General features: G+C 43.7%; 18 protein-coding genes. 2 read left to right on the forward strand and 16 right to left on the reverse strand.

All coding sequences use genetic code 11. The annotated features are described in order from the left end of the window. Positions 1–5: 5 nt before the first annotated feature. The 3 genes from SM122_RS03380 to SM122_RS03390 all read right to left on the reverse strand — a co-directional run bounded on the left by SM122_RS03380 (position 6) and on the right by SM122_RS03390 (position 2,706). Positions 6–1,367, reverse strand: coding sequence for a sensor histidine kinase (locus SM122_RS03380; RefSeq protein ID WP_155168985.1), 1,362 nt, complete (start codon positions 1,365–1,367; stop codon positions 6–8). Further along, positions 1,351–2,031 carry a response regulator transcription factor gene (locus SM122_RS03385; protein WP_037607818.1) on the reverse strand — a complete coding sequence of 227 codons (681 nt, stop codon included), beginning with the start codon at positions 2,029–2,031 and terminating at the stop codon, positions 1,351–1,353. The genes SM122_RS03380 and SM122_RS03385 overlap by 17 nt, the downstream gene beginning before the upstream one ends. Before the next feature lie 135 nt (positions 2,032–2,166). Beyond that, entirely contained in the window at positions 2,167–2,706 is a 540-nt protein-coding gene (locus SM122_RS03390; protein WP_003006614.1) for a hypothetical protein, read from the reverse strand. Positions 2,707–2,910: 204 nt separating this feature from the next. Here SM122_RS03390 and SM122_RS03395 point away from each other — a divergent pair, with 204 nt between their 5' ends. Then, positions 2,911–3,444, forward strand: a complete 534-nt coding sequence (locus tag SM122_RS03395; protein WP_021152981.1) for a biotin transporter BioY — start codon at positions 2,911–2,913, stop codon at positions 3,442–3,444. Positions 3,445–3,500: 56 nt separating this feature from the next. Here SM122_RS03395 and SM122_RS03400 read toward each other — a convergent pair whose 3' ends face one another. From SM122_RS03400 to truB, 13 genes are all read right to left on the reverse strand, one after another. Beyond that, positions 3,501–6,044: a M1 family metallopeptidase gene (locus SM122_RS03400; protein WP_155168983.1), complete on the reverse strand. Its 2,544-nt coding sequence runs from the start codon at positions 6,042–6,044 to the stop codon at positions 3,501–3,503. A 130-nt stretch (positions 6,045–6,174) separates the two neighbouring features. Then, the gene (gene phoU, locus SM122_RS03405; protein WP_003006603.1) at positions 6,175–6,828 is read right to left on the reverse strand and encodes a phosphate signaling complex protein PhoU; all 654 of its coding nucleotides are present in this window, start codon (positions 6,826–6,828) and stop codon (positions 6,175–6,177) included. Between the two features lie 12 nt (positions 6,829–6,840). After that, the gene (pstB, locus tag SM122_RS03410) at positions 6,841–7,599 is read right to left on the reverse strand and encodes a phosphate ABC transporter ATP-binding protein PstB (RefSeq protein ID WP_003003393.1); all 759 of its coding nucleotides are present in this window, start codon (positions 7,597–7,599) and stop codon (positions 6,841–6,843) included. A 29-nt stretch (positions 7,600–7,628) separates the two neighbouring features. Then, entirely contained in the window at positions 7,629–8,432 is an 804-nt protein-coding gene (pstB, locus tag SM122_RS03415) for a phosphate ABC transporter ATP-binding protein PstB (protein ID WP_003011874.1), read from the reverse strand. Positions 8,433–8,442: 10 nt separating this feature from the next. Further along, positions 8,443–9,327 (reverse strand): phosphate ABC transporter permease PstA, encoded by an 885-nt coding sequence (gene pstA / locus SM122_RS03420; RefSeq protein ID WP_003006597.1) that lies wholly within the window; start codon positions 9,325–9,327, stop codon positions 8,443–8,445. Beyond that, positions 9,317–10,228, reverse strand: coding sequence for a phosphate ABC transporter permease subunit PstC (gene pstC / locus SM122_RS03425; RefSeq protein WP_003003307.1), 912 nt, complete (start codon positions 10,226–10,228; stop codon positions 9,317–9,319). The genes pstA and pstC overlap by 11 nt, the downstream gene beginning before the upstream one ends. Before the next feature lie 16 nt (positions 10,229–10,244). Continuing rightward, positions 10,245–11,111, reverse strand: coding sequence for a phosphate ABC transporter substrate-binding protein PstS family protein (locus tag SM122_RS03430; protein WP_324737797.1), 867 nt, complete (start codon positions 11,109–11,111; stop codon positions 10,245–10,247). Between the two features lie 107 nt (positions 11,112–11,218). After that, complete coding sequence (locus SM122_RS03435; protein ID WP_155168981.1) at positions 11,219–12,523, reverse strand: RsmF rRNA methyltransferase first C-terminal domain-containing protein; 1,305 nt, start codon at positions 12,521–12,523, stop codon at positions 11,219–11,221. After that, positions 12,524–13,294, reverse strand: coding sequence for an inositol monophosphatase family protein (locus tag SM122_RS03440; RefSeq protein WP_023917761.1), 771 nt, complete (start codon positions 13,292–13,294; stop codon positions 12,524–12,526). Further along, positions 13,284–13,562 (reverse strand): UPF0223 family protein, encoded by a 279-nt coding sequence (locus SM122_RS03445; protein ID WP_003003480.1) that lies wholly within the window; start codon positions 13,560–13,562, stop codon positions 13,284–13,286. The genes SM122_RS03440 and SM122_RS03445 overlap by 11 nt, the downstream gene beginning before the upstream one ends. 12 nt (positions 13,563–13,574) lie before the next feature. Next, complete coding sequence (locus SM122_RS03450; RefSeq protein WP_009732658.1) at positions 13,575–13,976, reverse strand: Spx/MgsR family RNA polymerase-binding regulatory protein; 402 nt, start codon at positions 13,974–13,976, stop codon at positions 13,575–13,577. A gap of 309 nt (positions 13,977–14,285) precedes the next feature. After that, complete coding sequence (locus SM122_RS03455; RefSeq protein ID WP_155168979.1) at positions 14,286–15,221, reverse strand: bifunctional riboflavin kinase/FAD synthetase; 936 nt, start codon at positions 15,219–15,221, stop codon at positions 14,286–14,288. Positions 15,222–15,225: 4 nt separating this feature from the next. After that, the gene (gene truB / locus SM122_RS03460; RefSeq protein ID WP_173018881.1) at positions 15,226–16,122 is read right to left on the reverse strand and encodes a tRNA pseudouridine(55) synthase TruB; all 897 of its coding nucleotides are present in this window, start codon (positions 16,120–16,122) and stop codon (positions 15,226–15,228) included. Positions 16,123–16,302: 180 nt separating this feature from the next. Between truB and SM122_RS03465 the strand changes: the two genes are divergently transcribed. Next, the gene (locus SM122_RS03465) at positions 16,303–17,619 is read left to right on the forward strand and encodes an FAD-containing oxidoreductase (protein WP_003006573.1); all 1,317 of its coding nucleotides are present in this window, start codon (positions 16,303–16,305) and stop codon (positions 17,617–17,619) included. The last annotated feature ends 19 nt before the right edge of the window (positions 17,620–17,638 follow it).

The raw sequence follows: 17,638 nt of genomic DNA on the forward strand, positions 1-17,638 counted from the left end.
AAAGATTATGAACGATTTTTTTTACGACTTTCCGTCTTAATGGATAATTTCACTTCAAAGATAGTCCCTTTTGGTTTATTATCTTTGACTTGAATAGTCCCTTTAAAGGCTTCTACAATCTGCTTAGCGAGGGATAATCCCAAGCCAAATCCACCTTTTTGACGGGTTCTGGCCTTGTCGACCCGGTAAAAACGATCAAAGATCCGTTTCTTATCCTCATCTCGAATCCCTGGACCATTATCCAGCACCCTCAAAAGAAGATTTTTATCTTTCAATTGGACTTCAAACTGGATCTCGCCATCTTCATCGGTATACTTCAAGGCATTGTCATAGAGAATGGTCATCAATTGCTTGAGGAGCGTTCTATCAGAACAAATGACTTTGTCCACCTGATTGTCTCCTCGGAAGATTTTGTCATTTTCTTCCGCAATGATCTCAAAATTCGAGAAGGTCTGATCGAAAAAGCTTGGTTCGATGTCTTCCATCTCTGGCTTCAAGCCGTCATCTCTTCGGGCAATATTGAGAAGGTTGGTAGTCAAAAGCTTCATATTTCGAACTTCATCCAAGCTGGATGCAATATTCTCACTCGATTCCATAATGGTCGCTTCAGGCTTTCTAAAAAGCGTTTCGAGGCGATTTTGCAGAACTGCTAAAGGCGTCCGCAACTCATGGGAAGCATTTTCCACGAAAGACTTTTGCTTTTGCATACTCTCAAGAAGGGGCTTGACGCTGAGACGTGCTAAGAAGAGACTAGCGAATAAGGAGATTCCCCAGAAGCAGATCATGATGAGGGCGATTTGACTTTCGTGCTCTTCACTGGTCTGCTCTAGTTGACTGATATTGGTCATGACAACCGCATACTTGATGTCACTATCACTTTCATCATCAGATAAACTCAACTCTGCCATATAGGCCCGGTAACTTTCTTTTTTCCCATAGCTATTTGTAATTTGAAGCTGGGAAACCTTGTTGAGGAGCTTTCGACCAAACGTCACCGTTTTGAAGTTTAAAAACCCATTACCGGTTGTCAAGTTTTCATATTTTTTATTGAGCAAAACAACAGTGGTATTGGATGTGACATCCCCTTTAGGTTCTGATTTATCATGATCTGGGATCATCATCTCATGATCATTATCGTCTCCTTTGGTATTTGACTGTCGCTGGTCTCGATAAGCAATCGCTACAAGCGAGTAGGGATCCTGACTGAGAGTCTTGAGGTTCTCATCGACCGTTGTATAGAGACTCGAGCGCATGACCTGAATGATAATCAAGGTCATAGCTGAGAATATCAAAGTAAAGAGCCCAAAATATCGGATGAAGTAGGAAAAATCATCTTCTCCGACGGTTTTCTTAATTCTGGTTAGCATCTTTTAAGATATACCCCACACTGCGCAATGTTTGCAAGCTCTCAACGAAATCGGTACCTTTTAATTTTTTACGGATTTTTGAAACATATACCTCAACAACAGAGATGGTCGTATCACTGTCAAAGCCCCAAAGGCGATCGAAAATCTGTGTTTTTGGAAGGATGACATTTTGGTTTTGAAGGAAGTAGACCAGAAGATCAAATTCCTTCCCAAGAAGTTCCACTTCTTTCCCATCCACATAAGTCGAATTGGTAGATAAGTTGACCTTCAAATTGCCATAATTAAGGGTGTTTTCATTGACCTTTCCTGAGCGCTTCAAGAGGGCTTGAATCCGCATCTTAAGCTCTTCTAGGTAGAAAGGCTTAGTGAGGTAATCGTCTGCCCCTAGCTCAAATCCGTGTCCCTTGTCATCCAGACTTTCTTTGGCTGTCATGATCAAAACAGGGGTTGTCACGCCTTTTTCACGCAATTCTTTCAAGACATGGAAACCGTCTTTTTCAGGAAGCATGAGGTCCAGCAAAATCAAATCATAGATCCCGCTTTCTGCTTCGTAAAGGCCTTCTTCTCCGTCAAAGACCTGCATGACATCCGCAAAATCATCTAAAAAATCAAATACTGAATTTGACAAACCAAGGTCATCTTCGACCAATAGAATTTTAATCATTATCGTATCCTCTTCTCTTTCGTGAGCGAGTCTTTCTAATCTATTCTTAACCATTATAACACGACTTGCCTTCATTTCCTATAGTTTAGAACCTGGTTTTATGATCAAATTCAGCCTGCCTGAGGAAGGCTAATTCTATGAGTTTGTCGTGTTTTCTTTGTTACTTTGACTATCACTCGTCTTGTTTTTATTTTTTGAATTCTTCTTGTTGGACTTTTTAGAGGAACCCTGGTTCCCTTCTTGTCCGCCAGATTGGTTCATGCCGTTATCTGGACCATTCCCTTGTGGGCCACCATTGCCTTCCTGTGGCATCTGACCAGGTCCGCCACCTTGTGGGCCGCCTTGTCCTTGGCCACCACCTTGTGGACCACCGCCTTGAGGACCGCCATCCTGTGGGCCACCATTTTGCTGGTTTCCTTGTGAAGCATGGCCATTTTGGCTATTTTGTTGCTGATTAGATCCTTGGTTCTGACCCGTTTGGACTGGTTGAGAAAATTGTTGGTTATTGGAGGATTGAGAGGCGATGACACCGACACCAAAGCCGCTTCCAGCACCAACTAACAATCCACCAACTGCTGCCATGCCAATCCACCACTTAGGACTTCGTTTTAGGACAACCATTTTTTCTTTGGATTCTTGCGTTTCGACTACTTGTTTTGTTTCTTTTTGATTCATCTTTTTACCTTTTATCTTTTTGTACAAGCACTTGTCTTTTAAAATTTAAAGGGAGCTCGATCCTTTAGTAAGGCGATTATACTTCAGGAGTCTTAAGCCTGACTAAATTTTTACTTAAAAAAACCTAAAACAAGCGTGGCTATTGACAGGTTGAGCTCCTTATTGTAGAATAGTTACCATAAAATAAATCAGAGGTTAACTGTTATGAAGAAAATCTTTCCCTTAGTTCTCATCTCCATTGGAGTGGCCATGATCTCCGTCCTATCTCAATTCACCATTCCCTTTGGACCAATTCCTTTGACCCTACAGACACTCATGATCGGGATCATCGGGACCATCTATAAACCCAGCCATGCCTTTGTCACAGTCTGTCTTTACCTGCTTTTAGGCTTCTTAGGTTTTCCAGTATTTGCCGGAGGTGCTGGTGGTGCTTCGCATTTCCTTGGTCCTACTGCTGGTTTCCTCCTCTTCTTCCCATTCCGAGCATGGATCACGTCTCTATTTACCAATGCTAAATCCAGCATTTTCACTATCTTTTTGGCCAATCTCCTCAGTAGTGCTCTCCTCTTTGTGTCAGGAGCTATCGGCTTTATGCTGGTCACGCATACCGATCTCCAAAAAGCATTTACTTTGGTCGTTGCTCCCTTTATCCTTGCCGACCTCATTAAACTGGTCATCATCACGATCACCAGCAAGGCGATTTTTGCCAGCCTCAAACACCACTGGTATTTCAAATAAGATTCAAAGGACGCTAAAAAATCGATACAGAAATTTCTGTATCGATTTTTTTAAATCTATTTTGTCGCAAGGATAGCGGCTTCTACTGCTGCTTTTTCCCGTTGAATCAAATCCACACGCGCTGCGATTTCCTTGATTCCCATGCTGATGTTTCGGCTGATAGCCATATCAGACAATTGTGGTTCAAAGAAGGTTTTGAATTCTGCTAAGCGCTCTGCTGTTTTGAAGGTATTGGCTGGGTAGATGACAAACTTGTCAAAGCTCATGTCTCCGCCAAGGGCTGCTTTGACCCATTCCCAATTTTCACGCGCCCAAGTCCAGGCAGATTCTTGAGTGAACTCATGATGTAAGAAAGTGAAATACCAACTCATTGCTAAGTCTTGTGGTTTCACAACATCCTTGTTCTTCCACTCTGTCAAAATCTTTTCAACTGTGTCTGCATCGGTTGTATAAGCCAGAGCTGTAGACAATTGACGCTTGAAGTTACCATCTGTCGCTTGAGCATAAGTGTTCAAGTACAAATCAGTCAATTCTTTGCTTTCATGGTGTTTGATTTGGTTAATCAAAATTTGCAAACGAATAGCGGCTGGAAGCTTGCTGATATCCTCTGCATGGGCTGCATAGATTTCACTTGCTTTAGCGCTTGCTTTGGCATCGTCTCCCTTGATCATATTTGAAATAACCAATTGACGAACCATTTCATCTTCATCGGCTTCTCCAGCTTTTGGTTCAAAACCAAGGCGTTCAAAGTTGAATTGGTTGAAGGTTACGAGCAACTTCTTATAGGCTGCTTCTACTTCAGTCCCTTCATCCACAAAGAGGCTGAGACCTTGAAGGATTGATGATACTGCAGATACAACCAAATAAGACGTTTCTTGGGTCAATTTCTCGATGACTGGCAAGAGACTTGCATAAGAGATGACACCACTTTCTGCCAAGAGACGACGTTCTTGAAGGATTTGTTGCTTGCTCAAGTTATCCAAGGAAGCCATGTTGTCTACAATCGCATCCAAGAGCTCTCCTTGGTAATCGGTAATGTAGTGGGCTGTATTTTCCGTATTGAAACGAAGCGGTTCACTATTTTCAGTAGCAAGGGCAGCATAACCTGGGATTTCAAGCGTTTCTGTTTCAAGTGTGTCTGGAATACCAGACCAGTTGCTGTTCAATGGCACAACCCATTGGCGGCCTTGGTCTTCATGTTCTCCAATGAAGAATTGTTTTTGGCTGATCTTCAAGGTATCATTTTCCACCACTGCTGTAAGAACTGGATAACCAGGTTGTTCCAACCAAGAATCCATGAAGGCTGCTACATCACGGCCAGATGCATCACCTAGGGCATTCCAAAGGTCACGACCGATGGTATTGCCGTATTGATGTTTTTCAAAGTAAGCTTTAAGACCTTTACGGAAAGCATCATCCCCTAACCAGCGGCGGAGCATATGCATGAGACGGCTACCTTTAGCGTAGACGATAGCTGGGTCAAAAAGAGTATTGATTTCATCAGGGTGTTTAACTTCCACATGGACAGATTGAACTCCATCGGTTGCATCGCGTTTCAAGGCCAATGGAACACCTGTTGTTTGGAAGTCTTCGAAGATATTCCAGCTTGGTTCGATGGCATTGACAGATACATATTCCATCATGTTGGCAAAACTTTCGTTCAACCAGAGGTCATCCCACCACTTCATAGTTACTAGGTTTCCGAACCATTGGTGAGCTAATTCGTGAGCTACGACCAAGGCTACTGTTTGTCGGCTTTGGGCCGTAGAGTTTTCATCTACTAGAAGGTAGACTTCACGGTAGGTTACCAAGCCCCAGTTTTCCATCGCTCCGGAAGAGAAGTCTGGAAGAGCGATATGAAGAGATTGAGGGATTGGATACTTCACGCCATAGTAGTCTTCATAAAATTCAATAGCACGAACGGCAATATCCAATGAGAAGTCCAAGTTTTCTAATGGGTGAGCTTTGGTAGAGTAGACACCGACTAGGGTTCCATTCTTGGTCTTAGCTGTCACTCCTTGAAGGTCTCCAGCCGCAAAAGCCAAGAGGTAAGAAGACATCCGTGGAGTCGTAGCAAATTTCCAAATTCCTGTTTCTTTGCGGTTTTCCACGTCGATTTCAGGCATATTTGAAAGGGCAATTTCACCTTCTTCTTGGTCAAATTTCAAAGAAAGATCGAAAGTTGCTTTGGCTTCAGGCTCGTCCACACTTGGAAAGGCTTCACGCGCAAAATGGCTCTCAAACTGAGTTGAGAGGACTTCCTTCTTCACACCATCAATACTGTAGTAAGATGGGTAAATCCCTGTCATATTGTCTGTGATCTTACCAGAATAGGTCAGAGTAACTGTCACTTGACCTGTGCCTTCCAATTCAACATAAACTGCTTCATTGGCATCATCAACCGTAAATGGACGAGCTTGACCTGCTACTTCTACTGTTTCAATGGTCAAATCCTTTTGGTGAAGCGAGATCTTGTCCGCCTTGGCTTGACCTGTGATCACCACACGACCGCTAAAGGTCTTAGTTTTACGACTTAAATCCAAAAACACTTCATAATGTTCTGGAACGAATGTTTCTACAAAATGTGCAACTGCTTGCATAATTTCCTCCTTTAAATGTTTCACGCTTTTCCAATCAAAAGCCCTAATAAAACTATTTTATCACAAAGTTGGGATAAAAGAAAAGACAAGCATGACAATGCCTGTCTGAGATCGAAAAGACTCCAAGATCTTACATTTCGATAATTTTACCTGTTTCAAAGTAGACTACCCATTCACAGATATTTTTTGCATAATCTCCGATGCGTTCCAAGAAGTTGATCACTTGGAAATAATCACGTCCCGTCACGATGGACTCTGGATTTTTCCGAATTTCTTCTGTTGCTAATTCTTGGATGCTATCGAAATAATGGTTGATGACTTCATCTCGTGAAGCAACTTCATAGGCCAAATCCACATCGCCTTTGAGGTAAACATCAAGTGTTGCTTCGACAAAATCTTTGACTTCACGGCCCATCTTGCTGATTTCTTCTTCAACAGATTGGATACGGACTTCCCCTTTCATGCGAATCGTTGCCTTGGCAATCGATACAGCGTGGTCCCCCATCCGCTCCAAGTCAGAAACTGCTTTTAAGACGGTCATCACGACACGAAGGTCTTGTGAAACCGGCTGTTGAAGAGCAATAATCTCAAAAGATTTGCGCTCAAGCTTCACTTCGTATTCGTTGATCTCCGCATCATCTTCGATGACCTGGCGGGCCAATTCACGGTCATGGGTCACGAAAGCACGAACTGTACGGTTGATCTGACTCAACACTTCATTTCCCATTGCATAAAACTGGTTATGCAACTTCTCTAAATCTTCTTCAAATTGAACTCGTAACATTTTATTTTCTTCCTATCCAAATTTACCAGAGACATAGTCTTCTGTTTCTTTCTTAGCTGGGTTCAAGAACATTTCATTGGTGTCATTGTACTCAATCAAATCCCCATCCAAGAAAAAGGCTGTTTTATCGGAAATCCGACTTGCTTGTTGCATGGAACGTGTCACCAAGAGCATGGTGTAGCGGTCTTTTAGTCCATACAAGGTTTCTTCAATCTTCCCAGCTGAAATTGGATCCAGCGCTGAAGTTGGCTCATCCAAAAGAATAATCTTTGGACTGGTCGCAAGGACCCGCGCCACACAGACCCGCTGTTGCTGACCACCAGAAAGTCCGATAGCTGAATCATGCAAGCGATCCTTGACTTCATCCCAGATGGATGCGCGTTTCAAAGAGGTTTCAACTGCTTCGTCCAAGACAGCCTTGTCCTTGACACCATTAATCATCAAGCCATAGGTCACATTATCATAAATGGACATTGGGAAAGGATTGGGCTGTTGGAAGACCATTCCGATTTCCTTACGCAATTCGACCGTATCGGTCCGTGGTCCGTAGATATTATGTCCATTGTAGAGGATAGTTCCTGTAGTGGTGACCTCATGGTTGAGGTCGCCCATGCGGTTAATGGCTTTTAAAAGGGTAGATTTCCCTGATCCTGAAGGACCAATCAAGGCTGTAATCTCCTTTGGAGCAAAGTCCAAGGAGACGCTATTTAGAGCCTTCTTTTTATTGTAATAAACCGACAAGTCCTTGACTTGCAAAATTGGTTCTGTCATTCTATTTTCCTTTTTGTTGTCATTTTACTTTATCCAAAGTGACCCGATACATAATCGTTGGTCGATTGCAATTTCGCATTTTGGAAAATATTCGAAGTCTTATCGTACTCGATGAGGTTTCCTAGGTAGAAGAAACCGGTATAATCGCTAGCACGGGCTGCTTGTTGCATGCTGTGGGTCACGATGACAATGGTATAATTCTTCTTCAACTCAAGCATGGTTTCTTCTAATTGCGCTGTTGCGATCGGATCAAGCGCTGAAGCTGGCTCATCCATGAGTAAGATATCTGGCTTCACAGAGATGGCCCGTGCGATACAAAGTCGTTGCTGTTGGCCACCTGAAAGTGTCAAGGCTGATTTATGAAGGTCATCCTTGACCTGATCCCACAGAGCTGCCTGTTTCAAAGAAGTTTCGACCAATTCGTCCAAGATCTTCTTGTCTTTCACCCCAGCGCGTTCATGCGGGAAGGTGATGTTTTTATAAATCGATTTGGCAAAAGGATTGGGCCGTTGGAAAACCATCCCAATATGCTTACGCATTTCATAAACATTGATATCTGGACGATTGACATCGATTCCTTCATACCAAATTTCACCCGTTACACGCGCAATATCGATGGTATCATTCATCCGGTTCAAACTACGGAGGTAGGTTGATTTCCCAGATCCTGAAGGACCGATCAAGGCTGTAATTTTATTCTTTTCAAACTGCATGTCGACGCCTTTAATGGACTCGTTCGTTCCATAATAGACATGCAAATCTTTGGTCGATAGGACCACCTTTTCTTCAGGAAAAGTAATGATGTGTCTCTCATCCCAATTGTATTTTGACATTTCTTCTCCTTTAAGCAGATGTTAGTTTTTTATGGAGGTAACTTCCGAGTTTGCGCGCTCCAAAGTTAAAGATCAAGATAAAGATCAAAAGAACGGCGGCAGAACCGGCTGAGACTTCGATCGAGTCTGGAATGGTTCCTTCACTGTTGACCTTCCAGATATGGACAGCCAAGGTTTCAGCCTGACGGAAGATCGAAATTGGACTGGTCACACTAAAGATATTCCAGTTTGACCAATCAAGGGCTGGAGCCGATTGACCTGCTGTATAGATCAAGGCAGCGGCTTCCCCAAAGATCCGTCCAGAGGCCAAGACAACCCCAGTGATAATACTTGGAAGAGCTTCTGGTACCACGACATGAATCACAGTTTCCCAGCGAGACAAGCCCAGTGCTAGACCTGCTTCGCGCTGCGTATGGTGGACGTGTTGCAAGCTATCTTCGATATTGCGAGTCATCTGTGGCAGGTTAAAGACGGTTAAGGCCAAGGCTCCTGAAATGATCGAAAATCCATATTTGAACTGAACAACGAAGACCAGGTAACCAAAGAGACCTACAACGACAGATGGCAAAGAAGACAAGATCTCAATACAGGTACGAACCAAATTGGTCAAGCGACCTTTTTTAGCATACTCAGAGAGGTAAATCCCAGCTCCAAGAGAAAGTGGGAAGGAAATCACCAAGGTAATGACCAAGAGGAAGAAGGAATTATACAATTGAATTCCGATCCCTCCTCCTGCTTGGTAAGAAGAGGATTTCCCAGTCAAGAAGTGCCAAGATACATGAGGCAAGCCACGGACCAAGATATAAAGGATCAATGAGGCAAGAATCGCAACGATGATCCCTGAAATAGCATACAGCACTCCTGTGGCTATTTTATCCATTCGTTTAGCGTGCATAGTTCTTCTTACCTCTTTCTTTCGTAATCAGTTTAATCACACTGTTAAAGGCAAGACTCATGAGGAGCAATACCAAGGCAAGTGACCAAAGAACATTGTTATTGACCGTACCCATGACGGTATTTCCGATTCCCATGGTCAAAATAGAGGTGAGGGTGGAAGCTGGTGTCGTGAGCGAGGTTGGTACCACTGCCGAGTTTCCGACCACCATCTGGATAGCCAAGGCTTCCCCGAAGGCACGCGCCATACCAAAGACAACCGCTGTAAAGATTCCAGAGCGAGCTGCCTTGAGCGTGACATGCCAAATGGTTTGCCAGCGTGTCGCACCCATAGCCATACTAGCTTCCCGGTAATGACGGGGCACAGCTCGGAGGCTATCGGTCGTCATAAAGGTAACAGTTGGCAGGATCATAACAAAGAGGACAAAGACCCCTGAGAGTATCCCAAAACCAGTCCCTCCAAAGAGACTACGGGTGAAAGGGACAACGACTTGAAGACCAATGAATCCATAAACAACTGAAGGAATCCCCACTAGGAGCTCAATGGCTGGTTGCAAGAAACGAGCTCCTTTAGGAGAGACTTCTGTCATGAAAACTGCTGCACCAATGGCAAACGGCGTTGCCAAGAGGGCAGAAAGCAAGGTTACAATAAAGGAACCTAGAATCATTGGTAGGGCTCCGAATTCCTTTGCAGCAGGATTCCAAGTACTCCCAAATAGAAAACTAAAGATATTGACTTTATTGACAAAGAAAGTCGATAAACCTTTTTGGGCCACGAAAATCAAAATCATGGCAACGACGACAACAATCAAACTCATACATAGAAAGGTAATGGTCTTCCCAAATTTTTCTAGGCGGGAGTTTTTTGATTTCGTCAGCATTTTTTTTGCTACTTCGTTCATTTTTTACCTAATTCTTTTATTTTTTTGTCACATTCCCTTTTAAATCACGGGTGACTTTCATATCATTGATTGGGATATAGCCCATCTTACCAACAACCTTTTGCTGGATCTCATCGGTCATCATGTAGTCAATGAATTTTTTAGACAACTCATTGGGTTTTCCTTTGGTATACATGTGTTCGTAGGACCAGATTGGCCAGTTATTGTTGACAACATTGGCTTTGGTTGGTTCATAACCGTTAAGCTTCATGGTTTTGACACTGCTATCCAAGTAGGTAAAGGCCAGATAAGAGATAGCTCCTGGCGTTTGAGAAACGATGTTTTTCACCATTCCATTAGAATCCTGCTCTTGGGCCTGCTTGGGTTGTTTGCCATCCATGATAATGGCATCAAAGACAGCTCGACTACCAGAACCAACCGCCCGGTTCACAATCGTGATTTCAAGATCTGGACCTCCCAATTGCTTCCAGTTGGTATATTCACCCGTAAAGATCTTTCGCAATTGCTCTGTTGTCAAATTGTCGATTGAGATATTTTTATTGGCAATGATGGCTGTCCCTGCTACGGCTACCTGATGGTCGACCAGACTAGAGGCATCGATCCCAGATTTTTCCTCCGCAAAAAGGTCACTATTTCCGATATCTACAGCGCCTGATTGAACTTGTAAAAGTCCCGTACCAGAACCTCCTCCTTGTACATTCACAATCTTACCAGGATGTTCTTCAATGTAGCGATCTACTACTCCTTCAACCAAGGGTTGTAAGGCAGTCGATCCGACAGCAGTGATGGATTCTCCGCGATCGATCCAAGAAGCACAAGCAGATAAACTTCCTGCTAATGCGATCGTCGCTAGTCCTAGGATCAGCTTTTTAGACTTTTTCAAATCATGTCTCCTTGATATTTCACTATTTCACTTATGATTTTGACAAGTTTTTTTCAAAAAAACCTGTACTTCCACTATATCATAGAACGGGTTCTTTGCCCAGCATTTTACCTAAAACGAAGCCCCTTTGGATAGAAATTTTTCAGGGTCTGTCCGATCACTTTGGCAAAGCCCAAACCATTGCCTTCAACAAGGACCTGGTACCATCCATTTGGATGCGTTTCCTTCAATTGGACCGTCTCTCCCGCCACATAATGAACAAAGTCCTCAGGCGTGATCGAAACGGTCTCTTTGACCTCACTCGGTCTCAATGCTAGGCCAAGGGCAAAACTAGGTTCAAATCGATTTTTCTTGAAGGTCCCTAGGTGCAAACCATTTCGGGCAATTTTTACTTTGCGCAAATCTGGTAAACCAAGTGGAACCAAGTAGAGTTCATCTCCAAAAGTTTCGAGGACACCTTCTAGAGTGATCTTCAAGTGTTTCTTAGCAAACTCCTGCCACCATTTCTTTTGCTCCGCAGATAATTGGTCCTTTTTGGAAGGGATTTTGGCAGGACGATTCTCTCCTAGATAACGGAACTTAGCAACAAATTGTCCCTCCCCTTTAAAGAGATGAGGATACATACGCGCGGTTTCTGGATAGTCAATGCCTTCTGCCATACCATTGATCTTCTCGATCGTTTCCAGCTCCAGATCATAGTTTTCCAAAAGCCAGGATACGATCTCTTCATTTTCCTCTGGAGCCCAGGTACAGGTTGAATACACCAAGGAACCTCCTGGAACCAACATCTTGAGGGCATCCCCTAGAATCTCTCTTTGAAGGAGACTACACTCTCGGGGATAATCGATGGACCAATAGTCCATGGCATCTGGTTGCTTACGGAACATCCCCTCACCTGAACAAGGGGCGTCCAGTACAATCAGATCAAAAAAGCCTGAGAAAACTTTGGCCAGACGATCGGCAGACTCATTGGTTACCAATACATTTCGGGCACCAAAGCGTTCTACATTCTCTACAAGAATTTTCGAGCGGCCCTTGTGGATTTCATTGGAGACCAAAAGTCCCTGATTGTCCAAATAAGACAAGAGTTGGGTAGTCTTTCCGCCAGGAGCTGCGGCCAAGTCCAGGACCTTCATTCCTGGTTTCGGCTGGGCGACTTGGGCCACTATCTGAGCTGCTGGCTCTTGCGAATAGACCAAGCCCGTTGCGTGCTCAATGGATTTTCCTGAGACCTTTCCATAATGGCCCCAAGGGGTATTATGAATCGGATCATCAAATGCTTTTTGCGCTTCTTTCAAGGGATTAGTCCGAAAGGCCGATACTGCTTCTTGATCAAAGGTCGCAAAAAAAGCAGCAGCATCCTCACCTAGAAGATGCTGGTATTTTTCTTTAAAACCATTGGGAAAATTCATTTAACTTCTCCCTTTCTTAAGATAGGTTTGAATTTCTGTTAACTTCACTTTTGGAACCATCATAATGGGTTCCACTGTCTGGTAATTAGGTTTATCTCCATTTAAATTTAAAACGGTATAGCCCAACTGGTCCCCCATGATCGCAGCTGCGGCATAATCCCAAGGCCAGATGTAGCTAAAATAAGCTAGAATCCCACCTGAGAGAATTTTTGAAAAACTAATACCGGCACTTCCGTAGACCCGAATGCCAAGAGAATCCATACCAAGATCGGCCATGCCCCAGTCATTTTTCTCAAGCATGCCGACATTTGAAGCAATCAAAAAGTTTTCCAGAGGTTGGTCCACAAAGGGCGTCAGTTCAACCTCATTGCGATAAACAGGGAATTCTCCACCCCCGTAAAAAAGGTGATCCCTCATCACATCGTAGATCAGGCCAAACTGACCAATTCCGTCTTCAAAATAGGCCACCATCACCGCAAAATCTTCCTTTTGGGTCACAAAATTATTGGTCCCATCAATAGGATCAATCACCCAAACGGATCCTTCTGAAATCGGTGAGCGAAGGCCATCTTCCTCCGCAAAAATCCGATCTTCTGGGTAGCGATGTGTGATTTTTTCAACCAAATCCTTTTGAACCTGTTGGTCCATCTGGGTGACTAAATCTGTCGGCCCAGTCTTTTTTGAGATCATCAAGTCATCATGGAGATGAAGACGCAAGTAGTCTCCAGCCTCTAAAACGATTTGTTTGGCAAACTCTAATTTATTCTTCAAGAGAAAACCATCCTTCCTCTTTTTGCTTTGCAGCCTGGGTCGCACGATAGAGAGAATAACCGCTCACTTCTTCAAACTCCCGTCCGAGACGCTTTTCTTCTCCGATACTAGGCACGACCTTCTTAAAAGCGCGGTAGGCTTCCATGTATTCTTTGGCCTCTACCTTACTTTCATAGGCTTCTTCAACTTTATTGAAAAAAGAAAGCACTGAAGCAAGCTCTTCAGTGCTCCACGATAAGTCCAGTGGGTAACTATAATTTTTTTGCATTCGACATACTTCTTAGTTTATTTCTGCTCTTAGAGTGGCAGAGCGTAACTCTTGTTTGCGATAACTCCGTGGCAAGAAGGCCCGAATTTCATCTTCGTTAAAGCCAATCTGCATGCGTTTGTTATCTAAAATAATCGGTCTCCGCAAGAGACTAGGATTTTCCTCAATCAGATGGATCAAGGCCGAGATGGATAAATCTTCAACATCAACATCCAATTTTTGAAAAATTTTTGAACGAGTTGAAATAATGTCGTCTGTTCCGTTTTCGGTCAAGGCCAATATACTTGTCAACTCCTGTTTGCTCAAAGGACTTGTCATAATATTGTGTTCTTTAAATGGAACATCGTGCTTTTTTAACCAAGCCCGAGCTTTTCGACATGATGTACAACTCGGTGATAAAAATAATGTAATCATGTGGTTCACTTCTTTTTTTATATATAACTATCTGACTCTATTATACAAAAAAAATAGGTGCTTGAAAAGCGCTTTTTTGATTTCTCGACGATTTTTCTGAATTTCAGTGGAAAAAAGAAATCCCTTTCATTTTTCCCAAGAAGAGGCTCGAAAAAAGAGAGTGGGACAGAAATCGGTAATTCGTTAGAATTCGATTTCGTCGTCCCACCTCCGCACAGTTGAGTAGGGCTGTAAAAGCTGATGAAATGAGCGTAGTAGAGCCCACTCAACCACTGCGTCTTGTTCGACAATCCAAAAACAATTGAGAGGCTAGGACTTTTGTCCCAGCCTCTTGGTCCAGTTTCGTGAAACTGCTTCATCTTCTTCTAGTTGCGCCACTAGTTGATCGATCCCATCGAATTTGACCATTTCTCGAATCTTATCTAACCAATGAATGGTCAGGGTATGACCGTAGATATCTCCTGTAAAATCAAAGAGATTGACTTCGAAACGAAGCTCTTTTCCATCAAAGGTGACATTTTTCCCAACAGAAGCCATCCCACGGTAGGTCTGCCCTTTAAAATCGACATCAACTACATAAACCCCATCTGATGGTAAATAGGTCCGGTCAATCGGCGCTAAATTGGCAGTAGGATAGCCAATGGTGCGGCCACGCGCATCCCCATGCACAACGATTCCTCGACTGGATAAAGGGTGACCAAGTAGACGGGCAGCTTCGTGGACGCGTCCTTCTAGGATAGCTTGACGAATGCGGGTCGAACTAATCTTTTCACCCTGATCCAATACAGGAGAAATGACTTCCACTTGACCATCAAAATAATCAGCTAAGTCAGAGGCCGTTTTCTTATCAGAGCCAAAACTATAATCAAATCCAGCAATTAAAACTCGGGCCCTCAAGGCTTTGACAAATTGATCGACAAATTCTTTGGCTGTTTTAGAAGAAAAATCGGTCGTAAAATCAATGAGGAAGAGCTCATCCACACCTAGTTCGTTTAATTTTTGGAACCGATCCTCAGGGCTCTGCAAATGAAGCAGTAATTCTGGTTGGTAGCGAACAAAGGCTAACTTAGGAGATTCAGGGAAGGTTAACAAAGCGACCTTCAAGCCTTTTTCATCCGCTATCTGACGCGCCTTTTTAAAGAGTTCTTGATGCCCCAGATGCAGGCCATCAAAGTAGCCCAGAACTAAAACTGTCTCATTCTCCAAATGGATCTGGTTAGCAGTAGTTATCGTACGAATATTCATGAATTTATTGTAACACACTTTCTGTTAGAAAGACTTTTCGAGGTTTGTAAAGTTCTTCTCTTTTTTCTAAAATGGCTACCAATTTTCCTTGGTAAAAAGCAGCTAACTCTTTGGAGTCACTCTCAACTGGAATAAAGCGTCCCACTTGGACTTCGCCAACCTCTTCTACTGTCAGCTCTACTTTTTCCAGATCCCCGGTGCCAATTTCAAGTGGGTGAAGGAAGCTCAAATCTCCTTGCCCTACTTTTTCAGCCACCTCTTCTAAGGTCAGGGCATCTTCCAGTGACAAACCGGCAGCACTGGTCCGTGTCAGATGAGACATATGGGCTGCGTAGCCCAGTTTTTGACCCAAATCCACCGACAAGGTCCGGATATAGGTGCCCTTGCTACATTTGACCCGGAAACGAAAACGGGCTAGTCCTTCTTCATAGCTAATTTCACTAGTGCGCGTGAATTCATAAATGGTTACCTGTCGGACAGGGCGTTCCACTTTTTCTCCTGCCCGCGCATATTCATAAAGCTTACGTCCATTGACCTTGACCGCGGAATACATAGGTGGTACTTGCTCGATTTCTCCCACCATTTGGGCAATCATGCGATCGACCTCTTCTGCATCTAAAGGGGCTTCCACTGGGGTCCGCTCTACGATTTCACCGCTGGCATCCTCCGTCGTGGTAGAAAATCCCAAAGTGATTTCTCCTTCATAGATCTTGCCTTCATCTTGCATGAATTCGACCATCCGGGTCGCCTTGCCAACTGCAATCGGAAGCACTCCCACCACATCCGGATCCAGCGTTCCCCCATGGCCGATCTTCTTAGTTCCCAGGATTTTTCGCAGTTTAAAAACCACATCATGTGAGGTCATGCCTGCTTCTTTTTTTACATTGATAATTCCGTCCATCTGATTTGCTCTTTCTAACTCTTGTGTGACCATCCGGGACACCGACCCTTTATTATATCATGAAACAAGACTTCTTGTCCCTCTTTCTCCCTCCCCATGAGCTTCCAAAAAATCCCGTAGCAGATTTCAGACTTTTTAAAATGGGTTTGATACAATAGAAAGCGAAAGAAGGTGTAACATATGTTAATGTATGATGTTATTGTGATTGGATTTGGTAAAGCTGGTAAAACACTCGCAGCGAAATTATCAAGCCAAGGAAAAAAAGTCGCTCTGATTGAAAAGAGCAAATCTATGTACGGTGGTACTTGTATCAATATCGCTTGTATTCCAACCAAGACCTTGATTGTTGCAGCAGAAAAAGGCTTGGATTTTGAGCAAGCTATGAATGAGAAAAATGCAGTGACGACTCGTCTCAACGGCAAGAACTACGCAACCATTGCTGGAACTGGCGTAGACATTATCGACGCGACGGCTCGTTTCGTTTCTAACAAGGTCATCGAAATTCAAGCTGGAGATGAAAAGGAAGAATTGACAGCTGAAACCATTATTATTAATACTGGTGCTGTGCCAAATGTCCTTCCGATTCCAGGTTTGGCTGAAAGTAAATTTGCCGTGGATTCAACCGGCATTCAACGTTTGGAAAACCTACCTAAACGCTTGGGTGTCCTTGGTGGTGGACCAATCGGATTGGAATTTGCTCATCTCTATAATACCTTGGGCAGCCAAGTAACGGTATTGGATGCTTCTGAAACATTCTTGCCACGGATCGAGCCAAGTATTGCAGCTCTTGCAAAAGGCTACCTTGAAGAAGACGGTATTCAATTCTTGCAAGGCATTCATACCCAAGAAATCAAAGATGGCCAAAACAGCTTAACGGTTGTCACAGATAAGGGAGACTTTGAGTTCGATATCCTTCTCTACGCAACAGGTCGTAAGCCAAACACAGCTGGACTTGGTCTTGAAAACACAGACATCCAAGTCACTGATCGTGGAGCGATCCAAGTTAACCGTCATTTGGAAACCAGCGTCCCTGGAGTCTTTGCAGTTGGGGATGTCAATGGTGGTCCACAATTCACCTACATGTCACTTGATGACTTCCGCATCGTCTTCAACTACCTTACAGGCGATGGTAGCTACAATCTCGAAACTCGTAACAATTATGCGACAACACTCTTCATTGCTCCTCCACTGGCCCAAGTCGGCTTGACCGAGCAAGAAGCACGCGACAAAGGGCTTCCAGTTGCTGTTAAAGAATTGCCAGTTGCTGCTATGCCACGCGGACACGTCAATGCAGACCTTCGAGGTGCTTTCAAAGCCGTGGTCAACCCAGAAACCAAAGAAATCCTTGGAGCGACGCTCTTTGGAGAAGCTGCAGGCGAACTTATCAACCTGATCACCATGGCCATGGACAACAAGATCCCTTACACTTACATCGCAAAACAAATCTTTACCCACCCAACCATGGCAGAAAACCTAAACGATCTCTTTGCGATTTAACTAACATAAAAAAGCTGGA

Origin of the sequence: Streptococcus gingivalis (genome assembly GCF_035544715.1) — a bacterium.
Taxonomy (GTDB): domain Bacteria; phylum Bacillota; class Bacilli; order Lactobacillales; family Streptococcaceae; genus Streptococcus; species Streptococcus gingivalis.